35 protein-coding genes are annotated in these 23,772 nt (G+C 69.0%); 10 read left to right on the plus strand and 25 right to left on the minus strand.

From position 1 onward, the window contains the following. Window positions 1–330: 330 nt before the first annotated feature. The gene (locus ACIQBL_RS26335) at window positions 331–609 is read left to right on the plus strand and encodes a hypothetical protein (RefSeq protein ID WP_401945407.1); all 279 of its coding nucleotides are present in this window, start codon (window positions 331–333) and stop codon (window positions 607–609) included. Window positions 610–666: 57 nt separating this feature from the next. Here the strand turns inward: ACIQBL_RS26335 and ACIQBL_RS26340 are convergent, their stop codons facing one another. Both ACIQBL_RS26340 and ACIQBL_RS26345 read right to left on the minus strand, forming a co-directional pair. After that, on the minus strand, window positions 667–1,026 hold the full coding sequence (locus ACIQBL_RS26340; protein ID WP_401945409.1) for a hypothetical protein: 360 nt from the start codon (window positions 1,024–1,026) through the stop codon (window positions 667–669). Window positions 1,027–1,038: 12 nt separating this feature from the next. Further along, complete coding sequence (locus ACIQBL_RS26345) at window positions 1,039–1,533, minus strand: hypothetical protein (RefSeq protein ID WP_401945410.1); 495 nt, start codon at window positions 1,531–1,533, stop codon at window positions 1,039–1,041. A 545-nt stretch (window positions 1,534–2,078) separates the two neighbouring features. On the opposite strand from ACIQBL_RS26345, the gene ACIQBL_RS26350 reads away from it, so the two are divergent. Then, the gene (locus ACIQBL_RS26350; RefSeq protein ID WP_401945412.1) at window positions 2,079–2,795 is read left to right on the plus strand and encodes a hypothetical protein; all 717 of its coding nucleotides are present in this window, start codon (window positions 2,079–2,081) and stop codon (window positions 2,793–2,795) included. Window positions 2,796–2,839: 44 nt separating this feature from the next. Here the strand turns inward: ACIQBL_RS26350 and ACIQBL_RS26355 are convergent, their stop codons facing one another. Then, complete coding sequence (locus tag ACIQBL_RS26355) at window positions 2,840–3,106, minus strand: excisionase family DNA-binding protein (RefSeq protein ID WP_401945414.1); 267 nt, start codon at window positions 3,104–3,106, stop codon at window positions 2,840–2,842. 153 nt (window positions 3,107–3,259) lie between these two features. On the opposite strand from ACIQBL_RS26355, the gene ACIQBL_RS26360 reads away from it, so the two are divergent. The 4 genes from ACIQBL_RS26360 to ACIQBL_RS26375 all read left to right on the plus strand — a co-directional run bounded on the left by ACIQBL_RS26360 (window position 3,260) and on the right by ACIQBL_RS26375 (window position 4,894). Continuing rightward, on the plus strand, window positions 3,260–3,517 hold the full coding sequence (locus ACIQBL_RS26360; protein WP_401945416.1) for a hypothetical protein: 258 nt from the start codon (window positions 3,260–3,262) through the stop codon (window positions 3,515–3,517). A 325-nt stretch (window positions 3,518–3,842) separates the two neighbouring features. Next, the gene (locus tag ACIQBL_RS26365; RefSeq protein WP_401945418.1) at window positions 3,843–4,139 is read left to right on the plus strand and encodes a hypothetical protein; all 297 of its coding nucleotides are present in this window, start codon (window positions 3,843–3,845) and stop codon (window positions 4,137–4,139) included. 6 nt (window positions 4,140–4,145) lie between these two features. Continuing rightward, entirely contained in the window at window positions 4,146–4,391 is a 246-nt protein-coding gene (locus ACIQBL_RS26370; protein WP_401945791.1) for a helix-turn-helix domain-containing protein, read from the plus strand. A 278-nt stretch (window positions 4,392–4,669) separates the two neighbouring features. Then, window positions 4,670–4,894 (plus strand): hypothetical protein, encoded by a 225-nt coding sequence (locus tag ACIQBL_RS26375; RefSeq protein ID WP_401945420.1) that lies wholly within the window; start codon window positions 4,670–4,672, stop codon window positions 4,892–4,894. Window positions 4,895–4,986: 92 nt separating this feature from the next. Here ACIQBL_RS26375 and ACIQBL_RS26380 read toward each other — a convergent pair whose 3' ends face one another. The 3 genes from ACIQBL_RS26380 to ACIQBL_RS26390 are packed head-to-tail and all read right to left on the minus strand — an operon-like array spanning window position 4,987 to window position 5,770. After that, the gene (locus ACIQBL_RS26380) at window positions 4,987–5,190 is read right to left on the minus strand and encodes a hypothetical protein (protein WP_401945421.1); all 204 of its coding nucleotides are present in this window, start codon (window positions 5,188–5,190) and stop codon (window positions 4,987–4,989) included. Beyond that, complete coding sequence (locus ACIQBL_RS26385; protein WP_401945422.1) at window positions 5,187–5,381, minus strand: hypothetical protein; 195 nt, start codon at window positions 5,379–5,381, stop codon at window positions 5,187–5,189. The genes ACIQBL_RS26380 and ACIQBL_RS26385 overlap by 4 nt, the downstream gene beginning before the upstream one ends. Next, a complete protein-coding gene (locus ACIQBL_RS26390) occupies window positions 5,378–5,770 on the minus strand; it encodes a DUF6415 family natural product biosynthesis protein (protein WP_401945424.1) in 393 nt (130 codons plus the stop codon). Before ACIQBL_RS26390 ends, ACIQBL_RS26385 begins: the two co-directional genes overlap by 4 nt. Before the next feature lie 112 nt (window positions 5,771–5,882). On the opposite strand from ACIQBL_RS26390, the gene ACIQBL_RS26395 reads away from it, so the two are divergent. Together ACIQBL_RS26395 and ACIQBL_RS26400 are read left to right on the plus strand one after the other, a co-directional pair. Continuing rightward, window positions 5,883–7,127 carry a Twin-arginine translocation pathway signal gene (locus ACIQBL_RS26395; protein ID WP_401945426.1) on the plus strand — a complete coding sequence of 415 codons (1,245 nt, stop codon included), beginning with the start codon at window positions 5,883–5,885 and terminating at the stop codon, window positions 7,125–7,127. 3 nt (window positions 7,128–7,130) lie between these two features. Next, on the plus strand, window positions 7,131–7,451 hold the full coding sequence (locus ACIQBL_RS26400; RefSeq protein WP_401945428.1) for a 4a-hydroxytetrahydrobiopterin dehydratase: 321 nt from the start codon (window positions 7,131–7,133) through the stop codon (window positions 7,449–7,451). An 85-nt stretch (window positions 7,452–7,536) separates the two neighbouring features. On the opposite strand, the gene ACIQBL_RS26405 is transcribed toward ACIQBL_RS26400, so the two are convergent. The 15 genes from ACIQBL_RS26405 to ACIQBL_RS26475 form a co-directional block, all read right to left on the minus strand. Next, window positions 7,537–7,722 (minus strand): DUF397 domain-containing protein, encoded by a 186-nt coding sequence (locus tag ACIQBL_RS26405; RefSeq protein ID WP_401945792.1) that lies wholly within the window; start codon window positions 7,720–7,722, stop codon window positions 7,537–7,539. Then, a complete protein-coding gene (locus ACIQBL_RS26410) occupies window positions 7,704–8,327 on the minus strand; it encodes a DUF5753 domain-containing protein (protein WP_401945429.1) in 624 nt (207 codons plus the stop codon). The genes ACIQBL_RS26405 and ACIQBL_RS26410 overlap by 19 nt, the downstream gene beginning before the upstream one ends. A gap of 167 nt (window positions 8,328–8,494) precedes the next feature. Then, window positions 8,495–10,627: a cell division protein FtsK gene (locus ACIQBL_RS26415; protein ID WP_401945430.1), complete on the minus strand. Its 2,133-nt coding sequence runs from the start codon at window positions 10,625–10,627 to the stop codon at window positions 8,495–8,497. An 87-nt stretch (window positions 10,628–10,714) separates the two neighbouring features. After that, the gene (locus tag ACIQBL_RS26420; protein WP_401945431.1) at window positions 10,715–11,050 is read right to left on the minus strand and encodes a DUF6257 family protein; all 336 of its coding nucleotides are present in this window, start codon (window positions 11,048–11,050) and stop codon (window positions 10,715–10,717) included. Window positions 11,051–11,052: 2 nt separating this feature from the next. Continuing rightward, the gene (locus ACIQBL_RS26425; RefSeq protein WP_401945433.1) at window positions 11,053–11,259 is read right to left on the minus strand and encodes a hypothetical protein; all 207 of its coding nucleotides are present in this window, start codon (window positions 11,257–11,259) and stop codon (window positions 11,053–11,055) included. Between the two features lie 14 nt (window positions 11,260–11,273). Next, window positions 11,274–11,609: a hypothetical protein gene (locus ACIQBL_RS26430; protein ID WP_401945435.1), complete on the minus strand. Its 336-nt coding sequence runs from the start codon at window positions 11,607–11,609 to the stop codon at window positions 11,274–11,276. Beyond that, window positions 11,606–11,779 (minus strand): hypothetical protein, encoded by a 174-nt coding sequence (locus ACIQBL_RS26435; protein ID WP_401945436.1) that lies wholly within the window; start codon window positions 11,777–11,779, stop codon window positions 11,606–11,608. Before ACIQBL_RS26435 ends, ACIQBL_RS26430 begins: the two co-directional genes overlap by 4 nt. Further along, window positions 11,776–12,612: a hypothetical protein gene (locus ACIQBL_RS26440; RefSeq protein ID WP_401945437.1), complete on the minus strand. Its 837-nt coding sequence runs from the start codon at window positions 12,610–12,612 to the stop codon at window positions 11,776–11,778. The genes ACIQBL_RS26435 and ACIQBL_RS26440 overlap by 4 nt, the downstream gene beginning before the upstream one ends. Continuing rightward, on the minus strand, window positions 12,609–12,998 hold the full coding sequence (locus tag ACIQBL_RS26445; protein WP_401945439.1) for a hypothetical protein: 390 nt from the start codon (window positions 12,996–12,998) through the stop codon (window positions 12,609–12,611). Before ACIQBL_RS26445 ends, ACIQBL_RS26440 begins: the two co-directional genes overlap by 4 nt. Continuing rightward, window positions 12,995–13,357, minus strand: a complete 363-nt coding sequence (locus ACIQBL_RS26450) for a helix-turn-helix domain-containing protein (RefSeq protein WP_401945441.1) — start codon at window positions 13,355–13,357, stop codon at window positions 12,995–12,997. Before ACIQBL_RS26450 ends, ACIQBL_RS26445 begins: the two co-directional genes overlap by 4 nt. Then, the gene (locus ACIQBL_RS26455; RefSeq protein WP_401945442.1) at window positions 13,357–13,548 is read right to left on the minus strand and encodes a hypothetical protein; all 192 of its coding nucleotides are present in this window, start codon (window positions 13,546–13,548) and stop codon (window positions 13,357–13,359) included. The genes ACIQBL_RS26450 and ACIQBL_RS26455 overlap by 1 nt, the downstream gene beginning before the upstream one ends. Then, on the minus strand, window positions 13,545–14,369 hold the full coding sequence (locus tag ACIQBL_RS26460) for a DUF6907 domain-containing protein (protein ID WP_401945444.1): 825 nt from the start codon (window positions 14,367–14,369) through the stop codon (window positions 13,545–13,547). The genes ACIQBL_RS26455 and ACIQBL_RS26460 overlap by 4 nt, the downstream gene beginning before the upstream one ends. Beyond that, window positions 14,366–14,503: a hypothetical protein gene (locus ACIQBL_RS26465; RefSeq protein ID WP_401945445.1), complete on the minus strand. Its 138-nt coding sequence runs from the start codon at window positions 14,501–14,503 to the stop codon at window positions 14,366–14,368. The genes ACIQBL_RS26460 and ACIQBL_RS26465 overlap by 4 nt, the downstream gene beginning before the upstream one ends. Further along, entirely contained in the window at window positions 14,503–15,201 is a 699-nt protein-coding gene (locus ACIQBL_RS26470; RefSeq protein WP_401945447.1) for a DUF6907 domain-containing protein, read from the minus strand. Before ACIQBL_RS26470 ends, ACIQBL_RS26465 begins: the two co-directional genes overlap by 1 nt. A gap of 101 nt (window positions 15,202–15,302) precedes the next feature. Beyond that, window positions 15,303–15,944 (minus strand): hypothetical protein, encoded by a 642-nt coding sequence (locus tag ACIQBL_RS26475; RefSeq protein WP_401945448.1) that lies wholly within the window; start codon window positions 15,942–15,944, stop codon window positions 15,303–15,305. 437 nt (window positions 15,945–16,381) lie between these two features. Here ACIQBL_RS26475 and ACIQBL_RS26480 point away from each other — a divergent pair, with 437 nt between their 5' ends. Then, window positions 16,382–16,786 carry an NUDIX hydrolase gene (locus ACIQBL_RS26480; RefSeq protein WP_401945450.1) on the plus strand — a complete coding sequence of 135 codons (405 nt, stop codon included), beginning with the start codon at window positions 16,382–16,384 and terminating at the stop codon, window positions 16,784–16,786. A 101-nt stretch (window positions 16,787–16,887) separates the two neighbouring features. Here ACIQBL_RS26480 and ACIQBL_RS26485 read toward each other — a convergent pair whose 3' ends face one another. Beyond that, the gene (locus tag ACIQBL_RS26485) at window positions 16,888–17,538 is read right to left on the minus strand and encodes an MBL fold metallo-hydrolase (RefSeq protein ID WP_401945452.1); all 651 of its coding nucleotides are present in this window, start codon (window positions 17,536–17,538) and stop codon (window positions 16,888–16,890) included. Between the two features lie 256 nt (window positions 17,539–17,794). Continuing rightward, window positions 17,795–18,481: a maleylpyruvate isomerase family mycothiol-dependent enzyme gene (locus ACIQBL_RS26490; RefSeq protein ID WP_401945453.1), complete on the minus strand. Its 687-nt coding sequence runs from the start codon at window positions 18,479–18,481 to the stop codon at window positions 17,795–17,797. Between the two features lie 225 nt (window positions 18,482–18,706). On the opposite strand from ACIQBL_RS26490, the gene uvrA reads away from it, so the two are divergent. Then, on the plus strand, window positions 18,707–21,685 hold the full coding sequence (gene uvrA, locus ACIQBL_RS26495) for an excinuclease ABC subunit UvrA (protein WP_401945455.1): 2,979 nt from the start codon (window positions 18,707–18,709) through the stop codon (window positions 21,683–21,685). Window positions 21,686–21,756: 71 nt separating this feature from the next. On the opposite strand, the gene ACIQBL_RS26500 is transcribed toward uvrA, so the two are convergent. Further along, entirely contained in the window at window positions 21,757–22,668 is a 912-nt protein-coding gene (locus tag ACIQBL_RS26500; RefSeq protein ID WP_401945456.1) for a carbohydrate kinase, read from the minus strand. Then, window positions 22,665–23,723: a LacI family DNA-binding transcriptional regulator gene (locus ACIQBL_RS26505; RefSeq protein ID WP_401945458.1), complete on the minus strand. Its 1,059-nt coding sequence runs from the start codon at window positions 23,721–23,723 to the stop codon at window positions 22,665–22,667. The genes ACIQBL_RS26500 and ACIQBL_RS26505 overlap by 4 nt, the downstream gene beginning before the upstream one ends. Window positions 23,724–23,772 lie beyond the last annotated feature (49 nt).

Below are 23,772 nucleotides of genomic sequence, written 5' to 3' on the forward strand. Positions count from 1 at the left end.
AACGAATCAGTTGTCGCGGGCGGTACTCCACACTTGGCCGCCGCTGGCCTGAATGGCGCAACGTAAATGGCATACGACGTAGATGTATAGCGCCTCTGACCCAGGAAGAGGAATCAGCTGGCCGAGGTTGAGAGACCCGCCCGCCCTCAACAGCACTGGGGTACGAGGACGGGCGGGAGATCGTGAGGCCGCCGTCCCGACGGAGGTCGCAGGAGACTAGGACGCGGGCCAGGATCCGCATCAGCGCAGTGTCCGGCTCGCCAACGCGGACACGGTGCTCGCGGCGCTCAGGCCGTACCTCGACCAACTCCACCGGTAGAAGGAGCAGCAGTGAGCCGCAACATCCGCCTCAGCAAGGAAGTTGCCGGCCAGATCCGTGCCGCCGCGGCCAAGCTCGACGTCGCTAATCTGCCTGCGGACGCCGACACGGCACAGGAGATCATCCTCGAACTCCGGGAAGCCCTCCTCGAACTCCAGGCGCCAGTTCGGGCCCTTCTGGACGTGGTGACCGCCAGCGGCGACGAAGACATGCGTGAGGTGCCCGCCAACGCGGACCGGGCACTGCGACGGCTCGCCGCCGAACTGCTGCACGCGACGCAGGAGGACTGATCGGAAGCCGTAAAACGACGAAGCCCCGCACCGGATGGTGCGGGCCCTTTTGCGTGGCTACTCGGTCGCCTTGGGGTGGCCTCGGCTAGCTTCCTTCACCCAGCAGGTCTTCTCTTCGTCGTCGCACAGGTACCAGATCCTGCCTGCCCCTGTTACTTCCAGCTGCCACTGCAGGAGTGTGCGGCCCCCGTGCGTGCCCGTGGCGAACTCCCGCTTCATCTTGCTGTGACGGCTGTTCGGAGGCTGGTTGCAGCAGCCCGGGTTGTCGCGCATCTGGTCGTAGGCCCAGCGGAGGTTCGCCGGCTCCTGGCGCCTGAAGTCTTCCCAGCCTTTTGCGGCTTCGGATGTTGCCAGGACGATCCGGTACTCGTCACCGGTAGGCGGGGGAGCGGCGTCGTCGCCTCTCTTAGGTGTCACTCGGCCATTATCTCACTCGGCCGGAGGCACTTCCGGTGGCTCGGCGTCGCCGAAGTCGCCCTCTGTGGACGTCAGTAGCCGCTTCGCCAGGTCAGGATCCGAGTACACCTCGGCTGTCGCCTTCCAGGATGCGATCACCGGGGCGAGGGGGGCGACGGTTCCCAGCTCCGTGGCAGCTCGGGCCGTATCCATGAACTCGACAAGGAACTCTCGCACCGCGTCGTCCGGCAGGAAGCGCACCCAGGGGAACGCCTCGGGAAACACGCTGGTCAGCATCTCTATAGCTTTCGGATCGCTCTTCATGAGAGCGACGAAGAGCCGCGTGGTGGAGTCGACGACTTCAACAACCTGATCTGCACGCTCGGCCGTTGTGAGGTACAGGTCTGCCTCTCCGCCCCGGCGATGCAGACGGATGCCCTGACGGAGGGTGCCCTGCATGCGCGCAACAGTGTCCGTGGGCTTCTGGATGAGCTCCGAGAAGTTCGCTTCAGCGGGCATGGTGGTCATAGTTGGAAGGTACTTCAAAGGTCTAAGATAGTCCATTACAGTTTCTCAAGATCTAGTATCTTTCTGTATGGTCTGCCGCCTAAAAGCCCAGGTCAACGTCGGTAGCTCGCACCAGGCAATGAACGGATAGATCTTGTAAAGAGTGCCGCCGTGCGGCTTCTCTATGTGCCGTAGGTCACTCCGACAGCTCCCTGAGTCGCGCCGAGCGGGTCTCCGCGACCTCGCCGGGTGTGCGGTGCTCGATGTGAGTCTGCAGGCCACGTCGGTCACGCGCAGGCCTGCCGCAGGATGGATACGCTCACCCAGCCGCTGGAGCGGGGCCACCGTCACCCCGTTTCCTCCAGCTCTGCACAGGTAGCCGTAGTCGGGTACTCGCAGAGGTCCACTTTGCTCCACGGGAACGCACGGAGGGCGGGCTCGCCGGGGAGCGGCGGCGAGCCTGGGGGAGATGGGCATGAGGCTTCCGGGTGACTGATTCGCACCCTTGTCGCAGACATGTCCCGACCTCACCCTTTCCAGGTCGGCCGACGACCATAGGGGGGCACGTGGCGATCTTCGGTAAGGACAACTCTGATCTCCTGCACCAGATCCTGCGAGAACTCGGCGAACTCCGCGAGCGCGTAACGGGCCAGCAGCAAGTCATCGAGCAGCTTCGCGGCGACACCACCGCGGCGCTCAACACCGGCCTCGCCGAAACCCGGGCCGTCGTCCGTGACGGACTCCAGCGCCACCAGGAGATGATCGGCGACCCGCTCAACCGCATCAGTGGCGAACTGGTGGCCATCCGCGCCGGCGTCAACGACCTCGGACGCGAACAGCCCGCACCTGTCCAAGCCTCGACCGAACCGGACCGTGAGATCACCGTCCAGGCGCCGGGCGCCAACGACGGCGACCTCCTGCGCGCCGCCGCCGGTATCTCCGCCGCCGAACTCCAGATGCACCGAGACGCCTGGAGCTTCCTCGTCGAACACGCCGCCGGAGACCGCCACTTCCGTGTCCCCGGCTCCGTCAAGGAAGTGGACGGAGCGGTCACCGTGCAGGTCTCCGGGCCGAGCATCGTCGCCGCCCTCACCAGCCTCCAACGCGTCAGCAGTAGCGACGACGAGCCCGGCACCCGGGCCATCGCCGAACACCTCCACCGCCGGTTCAGCGAGACCGTCCAGGCCGTCATCGACCAGCCGCACCGCGGCGACGGCGCCGACCCCGTGCGCATCGTCATCGACGACCGGGCCAAGCCGGCCGGCGAAGAACAGAGCGGCTGAGCGCGGAGACCCCGGCTTCCCGTGTAGGTACCGCCAAGTTGGGGTCACCGGGCGGGCTTGGCGTATCTGCTGGGCCGTACTTCGCCGTTCGCCTGGACCCATCGAATGTGGTCCGCGGTGAGTCGCGGCGAGCGGCCGACGTAGGTGAAGGGGATACGCCGTTCTCGGATCGCTTCGACGACCCAGTTCTCGGTCTTGCCGAGGAGTCGCGCGGCTTCTTCGGGGGTGAAGCAGCGGAGTTCGAGGTCGGCGGCCGTCTGCCGGACGGTGAGCTGCTCGACGGCCTCTGTGAGGCGGAGTATGACATCCACTAGGCAGCATTGATCACTGTTGCATTGGCTGGGCCTGTTCTCCACGTGCGCCTCGTTCGATCCATTCTTTCCGTATGAATGGGCTCAAATCGGCATCTTCTAACCCCACTATCGAGTGGTCTTCTCGCGAGTCGGCTTGGACAGCCATGAGGCATGGCTCGAACGCCCAAGATCGGCGAGAACCTCCCGGCGCCCCAGACTGTCGAGGGCCTGCTCTTCCACTACCAGCCCACCGAGGCTGCGCTCTGGCTCCCCTTCTCCGCCCGCACGCTCGCCCTGAAGGCGTTCGCCCGAGAAATCCCCCACGTGAACAACGGCAACAAGATCTGGTTCTCCGGCCTCAACATCCGTGAGATCACAGAGCAGTTCACGGTCCAGCCGTTCACTCGGCTGAGTGAACGCAAGGGGTGAGACGAATGCCCAGGCCCTCAAAGGAAGGCGCCCCGCCGCCGCCCGCTGGCTACGTCTGGAGCGATGAAGCATCCCGCCGGCTCAGCCTCAGCCTCAGGACGCTCTGGAACTACCGGCACGTCGGCAAGGGCCCCCAGGCCAAGCGCTACCGAGGCCGGCTTGTCTACGCCATCGCCGACATCGAGGCTTCTATCAAGGCTGAGCTTGAAGCTGGCGACGTGAACGAGGCAGACCGTGTTCACAGCGCCCGGCCGCCTGAGCCGCGTCTGACGCGCAAGCGCCCTACCCGGCACTGAAGCCGAGCAAAGGTCAAGGAGCACCCCCGATGCGCAACCGGAAGGGACCCAAGCCCAATCCCCCCAAGGGCTGCCTCTGGATCGAGCAGGCAGCCGAGCACGTCGGCGCCAGCATCTACAGCCTCCGAAGGTGGCGCCTCATCGAGTACGGGCCCGTCAGCTTCAAGGTCGGCGGCTACGTCGCCTACAAGATCGCCGACCTCGACGCCTACCTTGAAGGCCAGTACCAGGCCGCCAGAAACTCACCTCCGATCCCTGAGATGAGACCGCCGGAACCGCGCCTCTCGCGGCGGAGGAGTCGTCAGGAACGACACGGGGCGGCGTAGGCCGTGGTGGTCCGCAGTGCAACCCCAACCCGGCCAGCGGATTTCAACGCTCCATACTTCGACGTCCGTGAGGTCGCCTGGCTCATGAAGTGCAGCGTTCGCACCGTCCGGCGCCGGCTGGCGGCCGGGAGGCTCGCCTACAGCCAGGAAGCGAAGGGTGGGCTGATTCTGATCAGCCAGGAAGATCTTGCCCGCTACTACGAGGCCAATCGCATCAAGTCCCTAAAGCGGTGGCGCACCGATCCTTGCTGAGGCCTACGTTCCATTTGAGGGTTGGACAGTGGCATGCGCGTGATTGACAACCACGCGCATGCCCTCTAACCGCATAGAGCATGCGATGTGCGGGCTTTGACCTGCGGCGTTACCGGGGTGATGGCACTCGCTTGGCGCACGTCTTGCGGCGACCATCACCTTCCGCTCGGCATGGTTGCCTCGCCGGTCCGTGCCGCAATCCGTGGCGGGGCGGTTGAGGGAGGCCGCTCGCGAGTGACGATTCAGTCACGGCGAACTGACCGGTCTACGGTGCCGCCATGACAACTTGGCGAGTAGCAGTAGAGACCCAGGACCCCGACCCCGCAGGCAGGTCTGTGCCCCGCGCGGTCATCGGCCACGCATACGACATCGACGCCGGCAAGCCTGCCCACCCCATCACCCGTGGCACAGTCCGCGTCCACGCTGAGCACGACTGGGCGAAGACGTTCTTGGGTTGGGAACGCTGCGAGCAGTGCACCAAGAAGGTCGGCCGCAAGCCGTAGGCCACGGAGCGGCCCCGGCCGGATCGGCGTCCGGTCGGGGCCTGCCCCCGCCCGCCCCCAGTGGGGATCGGGGTACGGGGACGGGCGGGAGTTCAGTCGCCCGATCGTGCGGCTTTCGCGATCAGGACGCGGGCGAAGATGCGGAGCAGGACGGGATCAGGCTCGACGAGGTCGGCATGGGCGCGGTGGGCGTAGACGTCCCGCCCCGGTCCGCTCATGCCCTCCTCGTGCCACAGGAGGACCGTGTCGTCCGGGTCGGTCAGCGGTCCGTCGCAATACCGGCAGAAGGGCGTCATGACGCGTCCGCCTTCCGGTGGCGATGGCAGATGCACGTGCACCGCGGCTGAAGGAGCAGGCCGCGACCGTAGGGGAGTGGGATGTCCTTGGTCTGGCGGCACATGTCGTGCACGGTGCCGTAGCCGTGCTGCTGGCCCACGATGCACTCTGCCGACAAGGTCGCGTCGTCGTCCGTCGTCGTCCCGCTCATGAGTCGGCACCAGAGAGGTTGCGGTGGTGGTCACACAGGGCGAACAGGACGCGGGCCAGGCGGCGGGCGTAGGCGAGCCGCGCGGAGGCGAGGGGGCGGATGTCTGCGCCGGCGGCGAGTTTGCGGCGGCCCTCGCCCACGCAGACGGTGGCGAGTGCACCCGTCATGGTGGCGGCGTGCTGGGCGGCGAGGGGCTCGACCTCGGTGACCATCAGCTCGACCTGCCCGCGCAGCTGCTCGATCAGCAGCGTGACGTCCGTCGCGGTGGGTGGGGCGGCGAGGGCGAGCGCCCGGTGCGCGGTGGCCCGCATGGTCTCGATGTCGGGCGGGGGTTCGCCGGGCTCTGCCGCATCGTCTTCTGCTGCGTTCTGTGTACGTCCTGTAGCCACAACGCGATGATGGGTGGGCACGGTGAGACGCAACTAGGCCGAGCCGTGGCCATCCGTGGCCACGTGGCGGCCATGGCCGGGAACGGGCGCCATGACACTCCAGACTGGGCGAATGGGCCGCAACGATGCCTTGAGAGCTGCACGGCTCCGGGCCGGCTGGCGCACCATCGAGCAGGCCGCGGCCAGGCTGACCACGCACGGGCAACAGCTCCTCGACGACCGCCAGTTCACCGTGTCCGCGCGCACCTGGCGGCGGTGGGAAGGCGACCGCCCTGGCTGGCCGGCGGAAGAGACCGCGATCGTCCTGCACGACGCGCTCGGCCGGTGGCCCGAAGATCTCGGATTCACCACCCCGCCCGGGTGGATCCGGCCCGAGCACCACGAAGAGGCTGATGTGAAGCGCCGTGCGTTCGTCTCCGTCACCGCTGCTGCGCTCGTCGCCGGACCGGTCGCCCCGCAGCACGTCGACCCCGCCCTGATCGACTACTTCCAGACCCAGTTGGAAGGCCACTACCGAGCCGACATGTTCCTCGGCCCTCACGACCTGATCGGCACCGTGTCCGCGCAGTACCAGCTGATCGACAAGCTGATCCGGTCGGCGAAGGGTGAGACCCGCCGCGGCCTGCTGCGGGTCGGTGCCGCCTACGCGGCCCTCGTCGGCTGGCTGTTCCAGGACGCCGGCGACATGGAAGGCGCCAGCTTCTGGCGGGGCGTCACGCAGGAGATCGCGGTGCGTTCCCGGGACCCGCACCTGATCGGCTACTCCCTCGTCAATCAGGCGCAGGTACGAACCGACTTGGGCGACGGGCATGCGGTCATCGACCTGTGCGAGGCCGCCCTCGACGACTCCCGCCGGCTGGTGCCGAAGGTGCGGATCATGGCCATGCAGCAGCAGGCCCACGGCGCGAGCCTGACCCAGGACCGGACGGCGGTCGACCGGCTCATAGACCAGGCCGACGGGCTCCTCGGCCGTGTCGACGACGATCTGCCGTGGGGCAACGCCTGCCGCCGCACGCCCGGTTACCTCGAAGTGCAGCGGGCCACCTGCTACGGGCGTCTCGGGCTCGGAGCCGAGGCGGCCTCACTGTGGCAGCAGGTCCTCGACATCGTCCCCAATACCGCACGACGGGACCGCGGCGTCTACATGGCCAGGCACGCCACAGCGGCAGCGTGGGCGGGCGAACCGGATCAGGCGCTGGAGATTGCCCGGCAGGTGGCTGACATCGCGGTAGAGACCCGCTCGGCGCGTATGCGACGGGAGTTGGTGACTCTTCAGAGGGCGATGCGGCCGTGGCAGGATGCCCCGGTCGGCCGGGACCTTGAAGGGGTTCTGGCGCCCGTGACCGAGGGGAACTGACGCGTGGCTGACGCACCGGTGCCGCTGACCGAGGACGAGATCGTGATCGCGCTGGACGGCGCGCCGGGCTGGCGGCGGGAGGGCGACGAGATCACCCGCAGCTACTCGATCCGCTATCACGGGGGCGTGGCGATGATCGTGCACGTCGCGGACGTCGAGCGGCTCATCAGCCATCACGCGGACATCGATCTGCGGTGGGGGAAGATCCGGTTCGGGATCACCACGCACGACGCCGGTCACAAGCTGACCGAGGCGGACTTCGACCTCGCCCATCGCATCGACGGCATCGCCGCGGCGCACGGAGCCGAGCCCCTCGACGGCTGACAGGGGTACGCACCTGGTGCGTACCCCAGGAACAAAGAAAGGCCCCCTGCACGGCCGTTACGACCGTGCAGGGGGCCTTTACGTGTCAGACGGTCGCGGTCTTCGCCCAGTCGGCGAACGCGCGCCAGGCGGGCTCTGTGAGCCGTACACACCCCCGCCCGCGGTCCTTCGTGTCACGGACCAGGACGCCCGCGGCGGGCCGCGCCCACTCGACACAGCTGGTGCTGTCCGTATAGCTCGACGTCGCCCAGTTCAGCGGCTCGTCCTCCACCTGCGGCAAAGCGTCTCCCGTGTTCCCTCGATCAGTTCCACTGACTCCCGTTCCGGCAGTGCTAGGCCGAGGAGCCGTTCCCAGGCGCCACTGTAGGCGGCGACGTCTTCCGGCCGGGTGCTGATCGTCGAGCCGGTCAACGACTCCATCAGCACCGCCCGTTGCCTGCCTGCCCGGTACAGGGTGAAGGCTCCGGCCAGGCCCGGGTGGGCCTCAAGCCCCTGCGGCAGCACACGGACCGTCAGGGACGGCTGCAGCGCTGCGAGGGCAAGCACGTGCTCCAACTGGTCGACGAGGGCCGCGTAGCCGCCCACGGGCCGGTGCAGGGCTGATTCGTCGATGACGGCTGTGATGCTGCGGGCTCCAGGCCGGCCGAGCCGGTCGAGGCGGTGGCGACGTTCCTCGGCGCGTTCGCCGACGACCTCAAGCGGCAGGGCCGGAACCGTGCCGCGGATGGCTGCTGCCGCGTAGGTGAAGCTCTGCAGCAGCCCGGGTATGACCATCGGCTGCCACACGTCCACGCTGTCCGCGCCAGCCTCGATGGCGGCGAGGCGGGCGATGTGCTCGCCGAGCGTCTCCGGCGGCGAGTCCCAAGTGGTGGTCATAGTGCCCCTTTCGGAAGTAGGGAGGGAGGCGCAGAGGGGGAGGCTGAAGTGCCCGTTTCCCGTTTCCTGGGGTACAGGCGCGACTGCCTCCCTTGCCTCCCTAAACCCCTGTCTTCCCAGGTCAAGCACGGGGAGGCGGGGTAGGGAGGCGGGCAGGGAGAACTCCCTCAGTTCTCGGCGCCTCCCTCGTCGTCTTCGTCGTCCGGGGCGTCGTCGTCGCGGGCGGCGATGGCGTCGAGGATGCGGTCGAGGGCGACGTGCATCTTGCCGCCGGTCTTGTACTCGCCGTGTCCGGCCTCATCGAGGACGGCCTTCAGGTCCCGGGGCGACCACGAGCCGTACTCGATCGGATTGCGGTCCTTCAGTCCGTGCAGCATGTCCAGAGTGAGCATCTTCGGCTCGTGCCCGAGGACGGTGGCGATGTCTGCAAGGTGGTCAACGGGCTCGAACGTCGGCATGTCGGCCGGCCCGGTGCCGTCGTACAGCGCCATAGCCCGCTGGACGACCGGCGTCACCTCGTCGATGCCAGCCTCTTTCCGCACGTAGTAGGAGCGGATCAGCCCGGGAGTCTTCCCGAACCCTGCGGCCATGGCGGTGCCGACGTCTTCACCTGCGACGAGGGTGGTCGCCGAGTAGCCGTTCTTGTGCATGCCGGTGCCGAGGATCGCGTCGTTGCCCTGGTGGTCGTTGATCGCGAACGCGACCCGGTGGGAGACGGTCTTGGAGATCCCGCGCGGCAGGCTCGCCGCATCCGCATCCGGGGTGACCCACAGCAGCACGATGGCCGTCTTCCTGGCCTTCTTGGTGACCTTGAGCGCCAGTTCCTTAGCCTCCTTGCCGTGCTCCTTGTGGGTGAACAGCTCGTGGCACTCGTCGATCACGACGATCCGGGGCCGCATGGACGGGTCGCGTTCCGCCATCTCGCGAGTGACCTTGGTGTCCGTGCCGATGCGTTCCAGTTCCTGCCCTCGGCGGGACACCTCGGCAGCGAGGGCGCGCAGCGTGTCCATGGCCGCAACCACGTGCTCGTCGTCGTCGCCCTTGACCAGGCTTCGCAGGCGAGGGCGCATCGGGTCGTAGTCGCTGTTGTACGCGAGTACGTGCACGTCGATCTCGACCAGCGGGTCGAGCATCGCGCCGAGGAGCAGCGAGACGACCAGCGACGACTTACCCGAGCCCATGATTCCGGCGATCAGGTAGTTCGCGGCCATCAGCTTCCCGATGACCTGCTCGCCGCGCGCGTTGAGTGCGACGGGGACGCCCTTGAAGAAGTCGGTGGTGCCCTCCGTCAGAAGCGGCCAGGACGGTACCGGCTTGGTGAGTACACCAGGGTCGGCGACCCACAGGTCCAGCACGCCGGCCTGGTCGCGAGGCTCGGTCGGCCACACCTCGATCGGCTTGCGCATCAGGTTGTGAGCCAGCGTCGACTTCTTGTCGGCGATCATCTCGACGGGCACACCCTCCGGCAGCTGCAGCTGCGCGTGCCACCCGTTCCCGGACCGGGTCGACGGCTGCACCCAACGCGGTTTCCAGCCCTCCTTCAGGGCTGCGTTCAGCGGGGCGATGCCGAGCTTGCCCAGCGCGCGCATGATGGCGTTCTCATCAGGCACGACGTCCCGCTCGTCACCATCAGCCGGGAGCGCCCACGTGGGGGCCGTCCGCTGACTCTTCCCGACCATCCAGGCGCCGGCCAGGGCGAGGAACGGCAGCGAGTACAGGAACGGATCCCAGATCACCGAGGCGACGAACCCCAGCCACGCCACCAGCTGAATCACAGCGTCGAGCGGACCGAGGACGTCGGCGACGTCGTGGTTGTGCCAGGCGATCATGATCCCCAGCATCAGGAGTACGCCCGTACCGGCAACGACCGTGGTGAACACGGCCTTTGGCAGGTTGATGGCCAGCTGTAGCAGGTCCATGCGCCGCTTGTGCCTGGCGAACCTGTACGCGTAGGCGCGCTGCTCCCACTTCTGCACCATCTCCTCGTTGCCCGCGGCCTCCGCGATCCGCATCATGCGGTGGTGCACGGCCGCGGTGCGCGCCTCCCAGGTACGGCGGGTCAGGATGCGGACACCGCCCCAGGTGTAGGCGCCGTGCCGGACAGCGAGCCGGTAGGCGGGGTTCTGTCGGGTCTCGACGACGACGCGGCGCAGGGACGGGACACGGATCCGGCGGCGAGGGTGTACCTCGGCGGGTACGGGCTCAGGTGCGGGCGTACTCGGGGTACTTGGCTTGTCGAGTACGACGGGTACGGGTGTACCCGCCTCCTCGTCGTTGGCGGGTACGTGAAGATCCGTCATGCTGGCTTCTCCGGTTGCTCGATGGGTGATCGGGTACACGGGGCGGCCGTACTCGGCCTAGGAACCTCCGGCCGCCCCGTGGCGGCGTCAGGTGTACCTGTTGAGCTCTCGCTGCAGGCGGCGGGCAGTGGCTTCGTGGTCGTGCATCGCCCGTCGGGCGGCGGCCCGCTCCGCGCCCTTGCTGGTGCGCATGGTGACCTTCGCGGTCGCGGCGTCCTGGCGGGCCTGCCCGAGGCGCTGCTGAACGGCCCTGACCTCGGCCTCTCCGCGTTCGGCGGCCCGTTTCTCGATCTGGTCGGCCTCCCGCTTGATGCGCGGGTCGATGGTGTCGACGTTGCGGTCACCAGCCATGGACTGCTTCGCGGCCTTCGCGACGAGCCAGGCCAGGCGCACCTTCTCGCCGCGCGTGTATGAGCTGCGCATGGTCAGCGCTCCGTTTCGGTGGTGGTCAGCGCCGCGGCGACCGCGGCATGGGCGCGTGCGATGTCGGCCCACAAGGCGCCAGCCGCGGCGAACGGGGCGACCTTGTGCAGGTAGTCGTTGCCGCCGGCGTACCTCTCGGCGTCCCCGGCGAGGTTCTCGGCACGGCGGACGGCGGCGTCCGCAAGGTTGAGGTGCTTGGCACGGTCCATGGGATTCCTCCTGGTCAACGGGTCTTGGTGAAGTCGCGCCACATGCTGCGGAGCACGACCAGACAGGCGGTGGCGCAGGTCGCGCCGATGGCGACGGCGACCGAGGCGAGGGCGAACGCGAGGGCCAGGGCGCAGGCGACGCAGCCGCCGACGATCGCGAGGCCGCCGATCGTCCACCACTTCTTCGCGTCGAACGTCGACTTGGCCTCGTGCTGGCGCTGGCAGGCCGGCGCCTGCTGGGCGGTGGCCACCTTGGCGAGCTCGACGGCGGCGAGCGCCAGCTGCACGGCGGCCGTGTTCGTCGCCGCCTCTCTCGCCGCGGCCTCCGCCTTCTCCAGGGCCTCGCTCACGGCGCCCACCTCCGCAGTCGGCGGGAGCGGACACCGGCCGTCAGGCCGAGGCCGAACGCCACCAGGACGGGCTTGGACAGCAGCGCCGCGACGACGGTGACGACCAGGGCGAGCAGGGACGGGAAGACGAGGAGCAGGCCGAGCAGGGCGCCTACGAGAAGCCACTTCATGACCGGACTCCCATCAGTTCGTCGCGGATGCGCTGGGCGCGGGGCTGGCCGATGCTGTACGTCTCCTTGAGGCGCCGTACTCCGGGTACGTCGTCGGGGAAGTCGGCCCGTACCTTCGGGATCAGCGGGTCGGGGTACTCGACCTCTTCTTCCGGCTCGGTCGGCTGGCCGTGCTCGTCGGCGTAGTCGCCCGGGACCGTCCAGTCGGGTACGGGCTCTGTCGCGGGCTCGGGTACGTACTCAGCCCGTACCTCGGGACGCGGACGGGTGTACTCGGCGGCGAGTACAGGGGCCGGGAGTTCGTGCCGCAGGGCACGCCTCAGCTCTCCCGGGCAGTCGAACGTCGGCAGCAGTCGGGCGCCCGCAGGTACGGCCTCGGGTACGGCAGGTACGGGCGCCTCGATCGCCGGGTACGCCTCCGGGGCGGCAGGTACGCGCTCGACCGTGGCGGTCGGAGAACCCTGGATAACATCCAAGGTTCCCGGCTCGGCGGGCGCCTGGTCGTCGTCCCGAGCGAGGGCGTGGGTACGCCAGATCGCAACGGGCACGAGCAGCGAAACGACGACGACGAGCCAGCCGTTCACCTTCATCACGTGCGAGTCGAGCAGGTGCGCCGACACCTGCGCCGCCCCCATCAGGAGCAGCGACAGCGTGATGTCGAACGACCGGAAACGCTTCAGCGCGGCGACCGCGTAGGCGTCGATGGCGACCGGCAGCATGACGGCTACCGGCTCCATGGCGCCCATCTTCCGGGCGAGGCTGTACTCGGCGGTCGCGGTGAAGATGACGCCGGCCGCGAGCGATGTATGGGCCAGCAGCTTTGGAGTGTTCATGCGCCGGCCGCCTTCGGGTATGCGCGGTCGACGGCCCGGTACATGGCGAGGACGAGGATGTGAGTGCGCCGGTCGTAGAAGTCGGGTGCGGCCATCTCTGCCATCGCCTCGGCGCCCTGCTGAAGGTCCAGCGCGCTCTCTGACAGGAGGTAGGCCTCGGCGAAGTAGCGGACCTCTTCGACCGTCAGGTCGTCGGGGTGGCGCTCGCCGGGCCGGTAGTACTTGTTCACGCCCATGTCGACGGCGGCGGCCAGGAGATCGCGGCTCACGACGACCCGCAGGCCGATGACCGCGTGCGGCTCGTCGTAGGGGTCGACGAGGGTGTGCTGAGCGGTCATGCCGCGAACCGCCGGCACGTCCGTCAGGCGTTCAAGAGTCACGGTCATGACTGGTGCTCCTTCGAATCGAGCTGCTCCTGCAGCTCGTTGATGCGGGCCTGCATGAGGGTCATCTCGGCGGCCATGACGACCGGGGACGTCACCTCGCGCGGCTGGCTGCGCTTGAGGGCGTGCAGGAAGCGCTGCACCTGGAAGGTGTTCAGCCGCTCGTAGGCGGTGTCGAGAGCGTCCTGCATGCCCCGCGAGATCCGGGCGGCCGGCGTCGTGTCCCAGCGGGAGACGGTCCGAACCGAGACGCCCAGGTACTCGGCGAACTGGTCCTGCGTCACACGGAGGGCCTGGCGCAGCGACGAGGCCTCGGCACCCGTCCACGTGAAGATGAACGGCTTCTCCAGCTGAGCGTCCATCACTGACCCCTCTCCCCGCCGAGGCGGGCGATGGCGTGGGCAAACAGGTTCTGGCCGTGCCGGTCCCCAAGTGCCTGCGCGGTCACCAGGCCGGCGAACAGGGACGGCGACGACGGAAGGCTCGGCGAGCCGGTGCAGGCCCTCAAAGCGGCGTGCTCCGTGGGCCGCGGGATCGGCCATCGCTTCTTCACGACGACCCCTCCTCGGCAAGCTCGTCGAGCTGGCCGGCCAGGGCCCCAAGGCGGTCGAGGTAGGTGCGGCCGGTGGCGACGAGCGCCCGCAGACCGTCGGCGTCGAACGAGGCCGCCTCAAGCGCCTCGACGTACACCAGCGGGTGCGGCTCCCGGTCGATCTCCAGATACGGGGCGTGCGTCAGGTTGGCCCGCATCAGCGGCACCTCACCGAGACGCCCCGCGTCGACGAAGGCCGCGGTCTCCGGCCCGTCGTGCGACACCTCCGACAGCGGCCCGACCAACTCGCCCTCATGGCCCGTGCACCACGACGGTTCTCCGATGGTGACCTCGCCGCGGTCGAGGGTCTGCAAGGTGACCGTGCCCTCGGCATAGCGGGGCGACTGCATGGCGGGCGCCTCGTGGTGCAGCGGGTAGGCGCGGTCCATGGCCCGCTTCAGGGCCTCCATCTGCTCCGGGTGGTCACCGCGCTCGATCTGCCCGGCGACGGTCTCGACGAGGTCTTCCATGTCCCGCCACGACGCGCCGCACAGGTAGGACTCGACGTCGGAACGGATCTGCTGAACGGTCATGTCATCGGGGTTCGCGCCCGTGTTGGTGGTCGCGTAGCCGTCCGCCAGCGCCGCGAACAGCTCGAAGCGGGACAAGCGATAGGCGACACGGACGACGACGAACGGCTCGGGTTGGTCATCGTGAGCGTTCTGCACACCGCCCGGCCCGAACACCGGCGGCTCGCCCTCGCCGGCCTCGGCCGCGAGGAACGCGGCCGTCACCGGGAAGTGGCGCTCGACGAACTTGCGGGCCCTCTGCTCCTCGTTCATGCCGCGCACCCCTTGCGGCGGGCCTTGCGGCTGACGCGGCGGCCGGGCACCCGCAGGGGCATCCCGTCCGCGGCCACCATCTCCATGCGGTGCTCGTCGCGGCTCTGAACGACGTTGCTGTTGCGGCGAGGCATCAGACGTCACCACCCTGGCGGGCGTCGAACCAGGCCAACAGGGCGCGGCGGGCCAAGTCCTCCCGCAGGCACTGCGGCACGTCCGGCAGAACGTGCAGCTTCATCGCCCCCGGCTCCCCGCGCAGGACAACCGACTCGACGTCGGCCTCGACCACGTCCACCCCGAACACCTTCAGCAGGGAGGCGATCGGTCGGCGGGTGAGGTCGTCGCGCGTCAGCGACTGCCACGCGCGGGCTTCGGTGTCGTCCGTCCGGCCGGCCTTCTCGTTGAACGTGCGGGCCTGGCGGGCGAGGTGGTACAGCTTCGCGGCGAACGCGATCAGGCCGTCAGCGGCCTGCTCCGTCATCTCCGGCGTCCAGAACGCGTCGACCGACTCGTCGTCGACACGGACGCTCGCGCCGGACATACGCGGGTCGTCGCTGTTCGGGTCGAGGTACAGGCGGGCGGACAGGGCCAGCAGGCGGGCGCCGGGGTTGAGGATGGAGTCGGCGTCCCAGTCGGCGACGGTGGGCCCCCAGTGGTCGAGGTCGACGAGGTGGTGCTTCCAGTCCTCGACGTGGTTCTCGCCGCAGAAGTCGGGGCACGGCACCATCGCGTCGGCCTGACTGCCGGGCTTGCCGAATCGGGCGGGGGCGAGGTGCCAGCCGGGCTGGCCTTCGACGGTCTGCTGCGCGGCGCGCGCTACGGTGTCCTGCATGGTCGTTCTCCCTGGTTGAGAGGGGTTCGGCCGAGGCCCCGGCGGGAGGTGATGACTCCTCGCCGGGGCCGCCGCATGTGCGGGGGCCGTTGAAGCTGTGGTCAGGCGGGCAGGAAGGCGGAGGCTCCGTCGATGGCGTCCGCGAGGCGGCGCAGCTGCGCGGAGAACTCGGCGGCCGACGCGCGGTCCCGCATCTCGCGGCGGGTGTTGAGGCTCGACATGTTGTAGATGAAGGCCACGAGGGACGGCGTGCCGCCGGTGGTGGGCGCCGACAGTTCTGCGGCGAGCGCAACGTCGGGGCCGTCGAAGGCGACCTCGGCGAGCCCCGCGACGCACGTCTTGTCGTAGTGCCAGGTGCCGACACAGGCCGGGATCCGGCAGCCGTCCTCGGCCTCGACCGGGGCGGCCTCGACGACGTACTCGGCGGTGCGCTTGTACGTGGTGAAGGCCTCGTCGAGGACGTCGGTCTCGGCGGGGAGGTAGCCGTTCACGCGGCGCCACTTGCCGGAGACGAGGGACCAGGCGCGGCGGGGCTCGCTGCCCGTGGCGCTGCGGTAGATCTTGGCGGCGGTGCGACCGAAGGCGGACCCGTAGCGGTCCGGCAACTCCTGGTCGATGCCGCGGCCGGTGAGGTACCGGCGGGCCAGCAGCATGCCGGCCGAGATCGAGGTGTAGAGGACACCGAGGTCAACAGCCTGGGCGGCGCGGATGTGGCGCTGTCGGAGCATGGCAGCATGTGCCATAGCGGTTCTCCTGTTGGTAGCAGGTGTTCCGTTAGGCCCTCGGTCGGTGTTGGTAGCACCGGCCTTGGGCCGCCCCCGTTTCCGGGGTTGGTCTTGTAGGTACGAAGCTAGCCCCGTTGTACCTACAAAGCAAGCCGTGCGGCAAAGAATCTTGTACCTACAAACGGCATGCGTGTGTCTGGAACTCGTAGGTACAAGGCTGTACCCTCCGACCATGAACCCCGAGCCGGAGACCGAGTACGATCCCGCGCGGAACTTCCGCGTCCCTGACAGTGAATGGCTGCCTTTCGAGACGGCTACGCGTGCCGTGCACCCTGAGGGGCGCAGTCCCCGGGGGAAGGTCTTGCGGGAGTTCATGCGCTGGTACATGCGACGCCCTGGAGCCAAGCTTCCAGAGCGCCCGCCTGCGGGCCCGTGGTCGAAGCCGGCCGATACCGATGACGGCGCCTGAACAAGCCGGGGTCTCCATGGCCGTAGTCGTCGCCTCCGGCCGTGTCCTGATGATCCGACGACAGGTCCGGGAAGGGCGGCTGTTGTGGGCCTTCCCGGGCGGCAAGGTTGAGCCGGGGGAGACCGCCGAAGCTGCCGCGGTGCGGGAAGTCCTCGAAGAGACGGGACTCACGGTCGAGTCAACTCGCCTTCTCGGGAGGCGCGTCCACCCCGACACCGGCCGGCCGATCGCGTACATCGCCTGCACGGCCACGGCCGGCGAGGCGCGCGCCGCGGCCCCGGAGGAAGTCGCAGAGGTCGCCTGGCTGACCCGTGACGACATCCCGCGACTGTTGCCGAACGGCCTGTACGGGTCGGTACAGGAGTACCTCGACGGCACCTTGAGCGACTGACATCTGCGCCAGTCGAGCCGATAGCGCGCAAGCCAGAAGCCCCCCAATAGGACTGGGGGGCTTCGCTGTAACTACCTGGAAGGTGGGGGAGTCTGGCCGGCCTACCAGCCGCGCGCCCACCACTCCGCAAGATGCGGGCGCTCTGCGCCCAGGGTGGTGTCATTGCCGTGCCCGGGGTAAATCCACGTCTCGTCAGGCAGGGTGAACACCTTGGCTTCGAGCCCGCTCATGAGGCTCTTGAAGTCCTCGGGTTGTGTTGTCCGGCCAGGGCCGCCGGGGAACAGGCAGTCCCCGGTGAACACATGAGGGTGCCCGTGCGGGTCGTCGTAGACGAGTGCGATCGAGCCCGGCGTGTGGCCCACGAGGTGGCGTGCGGTCAGCTCCACCTGACCCACCCTGATCGTGTCGCCGTCGTCGACCAGGACGTCGGTCAGCACGGGGATGCCGTCGGCGTCGTCGCGGCCCGCGTACGTACGCGCGCGCGTGGCCGTCACGACCTCGGCGAGCGCCTGCCAGTGGTCGCCGTGCTGGTGGGTGGTGACGACGGACACGATGCCGTCGTCGCCGATCGTGCCGAGCAGGGTCTCCGCGTCGTTGGCCGCGTCGATCAGCAACTGCTCGTCCGTGGCGCGGCAGCGCAGCAGATAGGCGTTGTTGTTCATGGGCCCGACCGCGATCTTGGTGATCATCAGGTCCGTGAGCTCATGCACGTCCGCCGGACCGCCGACCGTCACCTCTCCGCTGTACGTCATGGCGGTCAGCCTAATCCGTTCCCGAGCACGTTCCGAAGAGACCGGCGTCTTTGGGGAGTTCGAGTGCCCGACGGCTATGCCTTGCTCGCGATGGCGACGGAGGCCGAGTATTCCGGCTCCACGCGATCCCGAAGCCGGTCACCGGAGAGAGAGCCCAGGCGCTTGATCGCTGCCCGGCCCGCTCCCGACGCCAACGACTGGCACCGGCGGTTCCACGACCGGGCCGTGTGTCCGTGATCGGTTTCCATAGCCGTGCCTACAGCGGGGGCAGCGTCGGCAAGGAGCCCCCGTCGACCGTCAGACCGGACCCGTCGCGGCGACCGCAGAGCCAGCCGAGCAGATCCGCCGGGCTGCCGGTGACCGTGACTTCGGGCTTCTCGGCGGGGCGGCCCGTGCTCCACGCGTGCGTGCCGTCCGTCAGGTGGGTCGACGGGACATCGGGGTGCCCGGTGAACCGCTCGGCCAGGAAGTCGATCTCCCGCTCGGTGAACTCCCCGGAAAGGTCCTCCAGTTCGTACCCGATGCCCATGTCCACGTGATGCAGCTCGACCTCGATCCAGCGCCGGAACGGGATCCGGGACGCCGAGTCGACGACCCCGTTGCGCAGCTCGACCGTGCGCGACCAGTCCGCCGGAGCGGCACCCGCCGCCTGGAAACGGGCCCCGCTCTCGCGCACGTCGGCGAGCTGGACGTCGAGGGGGCGCGGGGCGTCGCGCTCGATGTCGGCGTCACGGACGCTCGCCGTCGCGTACATGGGGCGCCCCTCCAGGACGTCCACGAGGGCGTCCGCGTTCCGGGCGAGGTGGGCGAGGACGTGGCCCCGGCTCCAGCCGGGGAGCCGTGACGGCTCGGCCACGGAAGCGTTGTCCAGTGCGGCGGCTGCGGTGAGCACTCGATCGGTCGCGTCACGTACAGAGGCCAGGTCATGAGCGTGATCAATCATGCGGCTGACCCTAGTCCCGCCACACCTTTGGGTGAAGGTGGTGAAGCGGTGCCATAAATCGAATGCACGTGCTATATCGTCGGGTGCGGCGTCGGGCATGCTGGAAGGCCGGAGGTTGTTATGCCTCGGCCGGGATTCCGACCGGCGTTGTCAGTGGCTCCCCCTAGTCTGAGAACGACGGGGGCCCCGCCCCTGTCACTTCTCTCAAGAAAGGTGCGGACCGGCGTGGCCGACCGTCTCATCGTCCGTGGCGCGCGCGAGCACAATCTGAAGAATGTCTCGCTCGACCTTCCACGCGACTCGCTCATCGTTTTCACGGGCCTGTCCGGGTCGGGCAAGTCCTCCCTGGCCTTCGACACGATCTTCGCCGAGGGCCAGCGGCGCTACGTGGAATCGCTCTCCTCGTACGCCCGCCAGTTCCTCGGCCAGATGGACAAGCCGGACGTCGACTTCATCGAGGGTCTCTCCCCGGCCGTCTCCATCGACCAGAAGTCGACCTCGCGCAACCCGCGCTCGACGGTCGGCACCATCACCGAGGTCTACGACTACCTGCGTCTGCTCTTCGCGCGCATCGGCAAGCCGCACTGCCCGGAGTGCGGCCGCCCGATCACGCGCCAGTCGCCGCAGGCCGTCGTCGACAAGGTCCTCGCGCTGCCGGAGGGAAGCCGCTTCCAGGTCCTGTCGCCGCTGGTGCGCGAGCGCAAGGGCGAGTTCGTCGACCTGTTCGCGGACCTCCAGACCAAGGGCTACAGCCGCGCGCGCGTGGACGGCGAGACCATCCAGCTCTCCGAGCCGCCCGTCTTGAAGAAGCAGGAGAAGCACACCATCGAGGTGGTCATCGACCGCCTCACGGTGAAGGACTCCGCCAAGCGCCGCCTCACCGACTCCGTCGAGACCGCCCTCGGCCTGTCCGGCGGCATGATCGTGCTCGACTTCGTCGACCTCCCCGAGGACGACCCCGAGCGCGAGCGCATGTACTCGGAGCACCTGTACTGCCCGTACGACGACCTGTCCTTCGAGGAGCTGGAGCCCCGTTCCTTCTCCTTCAACTCGCCCTTCGGCGCCTGCCCCGAGTGCTCCGGCATCGGCACGCGCATGGAGGTCGACGCCGAACTGATCGTCCCGGACGAGGACAAGTCCCTCGACGAGGGCGCCATCCACCCGTGGTCGCACGGCCACACCAAGGACTACTTCAGCCGTCTCATCGGCGCCCTCGCGGACGCGCTGGGCTTCCGCACCGACATCCCCTTCGCGGGCCTCCCGCAGCGCGCCAAGAAGGCCCTGCTCTACGGCCACAAGACGCAGATCGAGGTGCGGTACCGCAACAGGTACGGCCGCGAGCGTGTCTACACGACGCCCTTCGAAGGCGCCGTCCCCTTCGTGAAGCGCCGGCACGGCGAGGCGGAGAGCGACGCCAGCAGAGAGCGCTTCGAGGGCTACATGCGCGAGGTGCCCTGCCCCACCTGTCACGGCACGCGCCTGAAGCCCGTCGTCCTCGCGGTCACGATCATGGACAAGTCGATCGCCGAGATCTCCGGCATGTCCATCAGCGACTGCGCGGAGTTCCTGGGCGGGATGAAGCTCGACGCCCGCGACAAGAAGATCGCCGAGCGGGTGCTGAAGGAGTGCAACGAGAGGCTGCGGTTCCTGGTCGACGTCGGCCTCGACTACCTCTCGTTGAACCGCGCGGCCGGCACGCTCTCCGGCGGCGAGGCCCAGCGCATCCGCCTTGCCACCCAGATCGGCTCCGGACTCGTCGGCGTCCTGTACGTCCTCGACGAGCCGTCCATCGGCCTGCACCAGCGGGACAACCACCGGTTGATCGAGACCCTGGTCCGGCTGCGCGACATGGGCAACACGCTCATCGTCGTCGAGCACGACGAGGACACCATCAAGGTCGCCGACTGGATCGTCGACATCGGTCCCGGCGCGGGTGAGCACGGCGGCAGGGTCGTGCACAGCGGCTCCCTGAAGGAGCTGCTCGCCAACGAGGAGTCGATGACCGGGCAGTACCTGTCCGGCAAGAAGGCCATCCCGCTGCCCGAGATCCGGCGTCCGCTCGACCCCTCCCGCCGGCTCACGGTGCACGGCGCCCGGGAGAACAACCTCCAGGACATCGACGTCTCGTTCCCCCTGGGCGTGTTCACCGCGGTCACCGGCGTCTCCGGCTCCGGCAAGTCGACCCTGGTCAACGACATCCTGTACACGCACCTGGCGCGCGAGCTGAACGGCGCGAGGAGCGTGCCGGGACGCCACACGCGCGTGGACGGCGACGACCTCGTCGACAAGGTCGTGCACGTCGACCAGTCGCCGATCGGCCGCACGCCCCGGTCCAACCCGGCGACGTACACCGGAGTCTTCGACCACGTCCGCAAGCTGTTCGCGGAGACGACCGAGGCGAAGGTGCGGGGCTATCTGCCCGGCCGCTTCTCCTTCAACGTCAAGGGCGGTCGCTGCGAGAACTGCGCGGGCGACGGCACCATCAAGATCGAGATGAACTTCCTGCCGGACGTCTACGTCCCGTGCGAGGTGTGCCACGGCGCCCGCTACAACCGGGAGACCCTGGACGTCCACTACAAGGGCAAGTCCATCGCCGACGTCCTGAACATGCCGATCGAGGAGGCCACCGAGTTCTTCGAGGCGGTCCCCGGGATCGCCCGCCACCTCAACACCCTCAAGGACGTCGGCCTCGGCTACGTCCGGCTCGGCCAGTCCGCGACCACGCTGTCCGGCGGTGAGGCCCAGCGCGTCAAGCTCGCCAGCGAGCTGCAGCGCCGCTCCACCGGCCGTACGGTCTACGTCCTGGACGAGCCGACCACCGGCCTGCACTTCGAGGACATCAGCAAGCTCCTCACCGTGCTCGGCGGCCTGGTCGACAAGGGCAACACGGTCATCGTCATCGAGCACAACCTCGACGTGATCAAGGTGGCCGACTGGGTCGTCGACATGGGTCCCGAGGGCGGCGCGGGCGGCGGTCTCGTCATCGCCGAGGGCACTCCGGAGCAGGTCGCCGCGGTGGGGGCCAGCCACACCGGCAAGTTCCTGCGCGAGATCCTCGACGCCGACCGGATCAGCGACGGAGCCCCGGTGAAGGCCCCGCGCAAGACGGCCGCCAAGAAGACCGCGGCGGTCGCGAAGAAGGCCGCCGCTCCCGCCGAGAAGGCCACGCCCGCGAAGAGGACGACGCGAGCCCGCAAGGCCTGACCGGCACGGAGCAGACACACGGATGCGGTGCCCCGCGGAACTTCCCGCAGGGCACCGCATCCGCTCACCCCCTACAAACCGCCCAGTTCAGAGGCGTACGGCGGCTCCGCCCCCGCCCGCGAGCAGGTGATCGCCGCCGCCCGTGCCGCGAACCGCAGCAGCTGGGTCCACCCGTCGCGGCCCAGGCCCGCCAGCCCCTCAGGGGACAGGGCGTTCCGGGCGGACAGACCGTGCAGCAGGGCCGCGTTGACGGTGTCGCCCGCGCCGATCGTGTCCACGACGTCGACCTTCTCGCCCGGCACCGGATACACCGTGCCGCCCCGGGTGAACGCGGCGAGACCGTCCCCGCCCTGGGTGATCACGACGGCCGAGGGACCGGCGTCCAGCCACTCGAGCGGGGTGCCGCCCAGCCACAGCGCGTCCTCCTCGGACAGCTTGAGGAGTGACACATACGGCAGCCAGCTCTTGAAGCGCGCCCGGTACGCGTCCGCGTCCGGGATCAGGCCCGCCCGGATGTTCGGGTCGAGCAGCGTGAACACGCCCCGCGCGGAGGCGGTCCGCATCAACTCCTCGTAGGCGGTCGCCCCCGGTTCCAGGACGAGCGAGCAGGTGCCGAAGGACACCGCCTCGGTCTCGGCGGGCAGGGCCGCGGGCACCGTGAAGAGCCGGTCGGCGGTGCCGTCGACGTAGAAGGAGTACGTGGCCGAACCGTTCGCGTCGAGCGTGGCGACCGCGAGCGTGCTCGGCTCCGGGCCGCGCTGCACGTCCAGGACATCCACGTCGGCCTCCCGCAGCCCGGCGAGGAGGGCCTCGCCGAACGCGTCGTAGGAGACGCGGGAGCAGAAGGCGGTGGGGGAGCCGAGGCGGCCGAGGGCGACGGCGGTGTTGTAGGGGCCGCCGCCGAGCGCCGGCTTGAGGGCGGCGAGGGGGCCCGTGCCCTGCGGCACCAGGTCGATCAGGGCCTCACCGGCTACGACGATCACGAGATGTTTCCCTTCTGGGACTGTTCGGACTGTTCGGACTGGTCGGGGCAGCCGCAGGACGTGCGGTGGACGAAGGCGCAGGGGAGCCGCAGGACGCGGGCGGTCCGGTCCGGCGCGGCGAGCCGGTCGAGCAGGAGCCGTACGGCGTGAGCGCCGATGTCCCTGCTGGGCTGGGCGACCGCGGTGAGCCGGGGCTCGAACAGGTCGGCCCAGGCGAAGTCGTCGAAGCAGCACAGCGCGAGGTCGCCGGGCGTGGACAGACCGCGTTCGCGCAGGGCGCGCAGGGCGCCGATGGTCATCGCGTTGTTGGCGGTGACCAGGGCCGTGGGCGGGGCGGCGCGGGACAGCAGGGTCGCGGTGGCCCGCTCGGCGGCGGCCGACTCGGAGTCGCCGTGCGCCAACAGCCGTTCGTCGTAAGGGAGTCCGGCGGCGGCGAGGCCGTACCGGTAGCCGGTGATCCGCTCGCGGGTGGTGCTGAGCCCGGGCAGACCCGCGACGAGGCCGATGCGGCGGTGGCCGAGTCCGGCGAGGTGGGTGACGAGGTGGGCCGTCGGTTCGACGTTCTCGGCGCACACCTGGTCGAAGGGGGGCGCGTCGGCCGAGGGCGTTTCGACCACCCGGTCCAGGAACACCGTCGGTACGGAGTGCCGCCCGAGGTAGCTGACAAGGGCGTCCGGGTCCGCCGACGGTGCGACGATCATGCCGTCCACCCGGCGCTCGTGCAGGAGTTGGACGACCTTGCGCTCGTGCTCCGGGTCGTCGTGCGGATCGGCGATGAGCAGGCTGTAGCCGTGCTCCAGGGCACCGGCCTCGACGCCCTGGAGGATCTCCGTGAAGTACGGGTTGCTGATCGCCGACACCGCGAGGCCGATGGAACGGGTGCGGGACGTCACCAGGGAGCGCGCGAGGGTGTTGGGCGTGTAACCCAGTTCCTCGATCGCGGTCAGCACGGCCTGCCGGGTGCCGGGCAGCACCGGGCGGGTGTCGTTCAGGACGTGCGAGACGGTCGCGACGGACACACCGGCGCTCCGTGCGACATCGACCATGGTGGCCATCGCGGGTCCCCCTCCCCGAGGTGTGGCGAGCCTTGAGAAGCGGCGAGCC

Source organism: Streptomyces sp. NPDC088350, assembly GCF_044753545.1.
GTDB lineage: Bacteria > Actinomycetota > Actinomycetes > Streptomycetales > Streptomycetaceae > Streptomyces.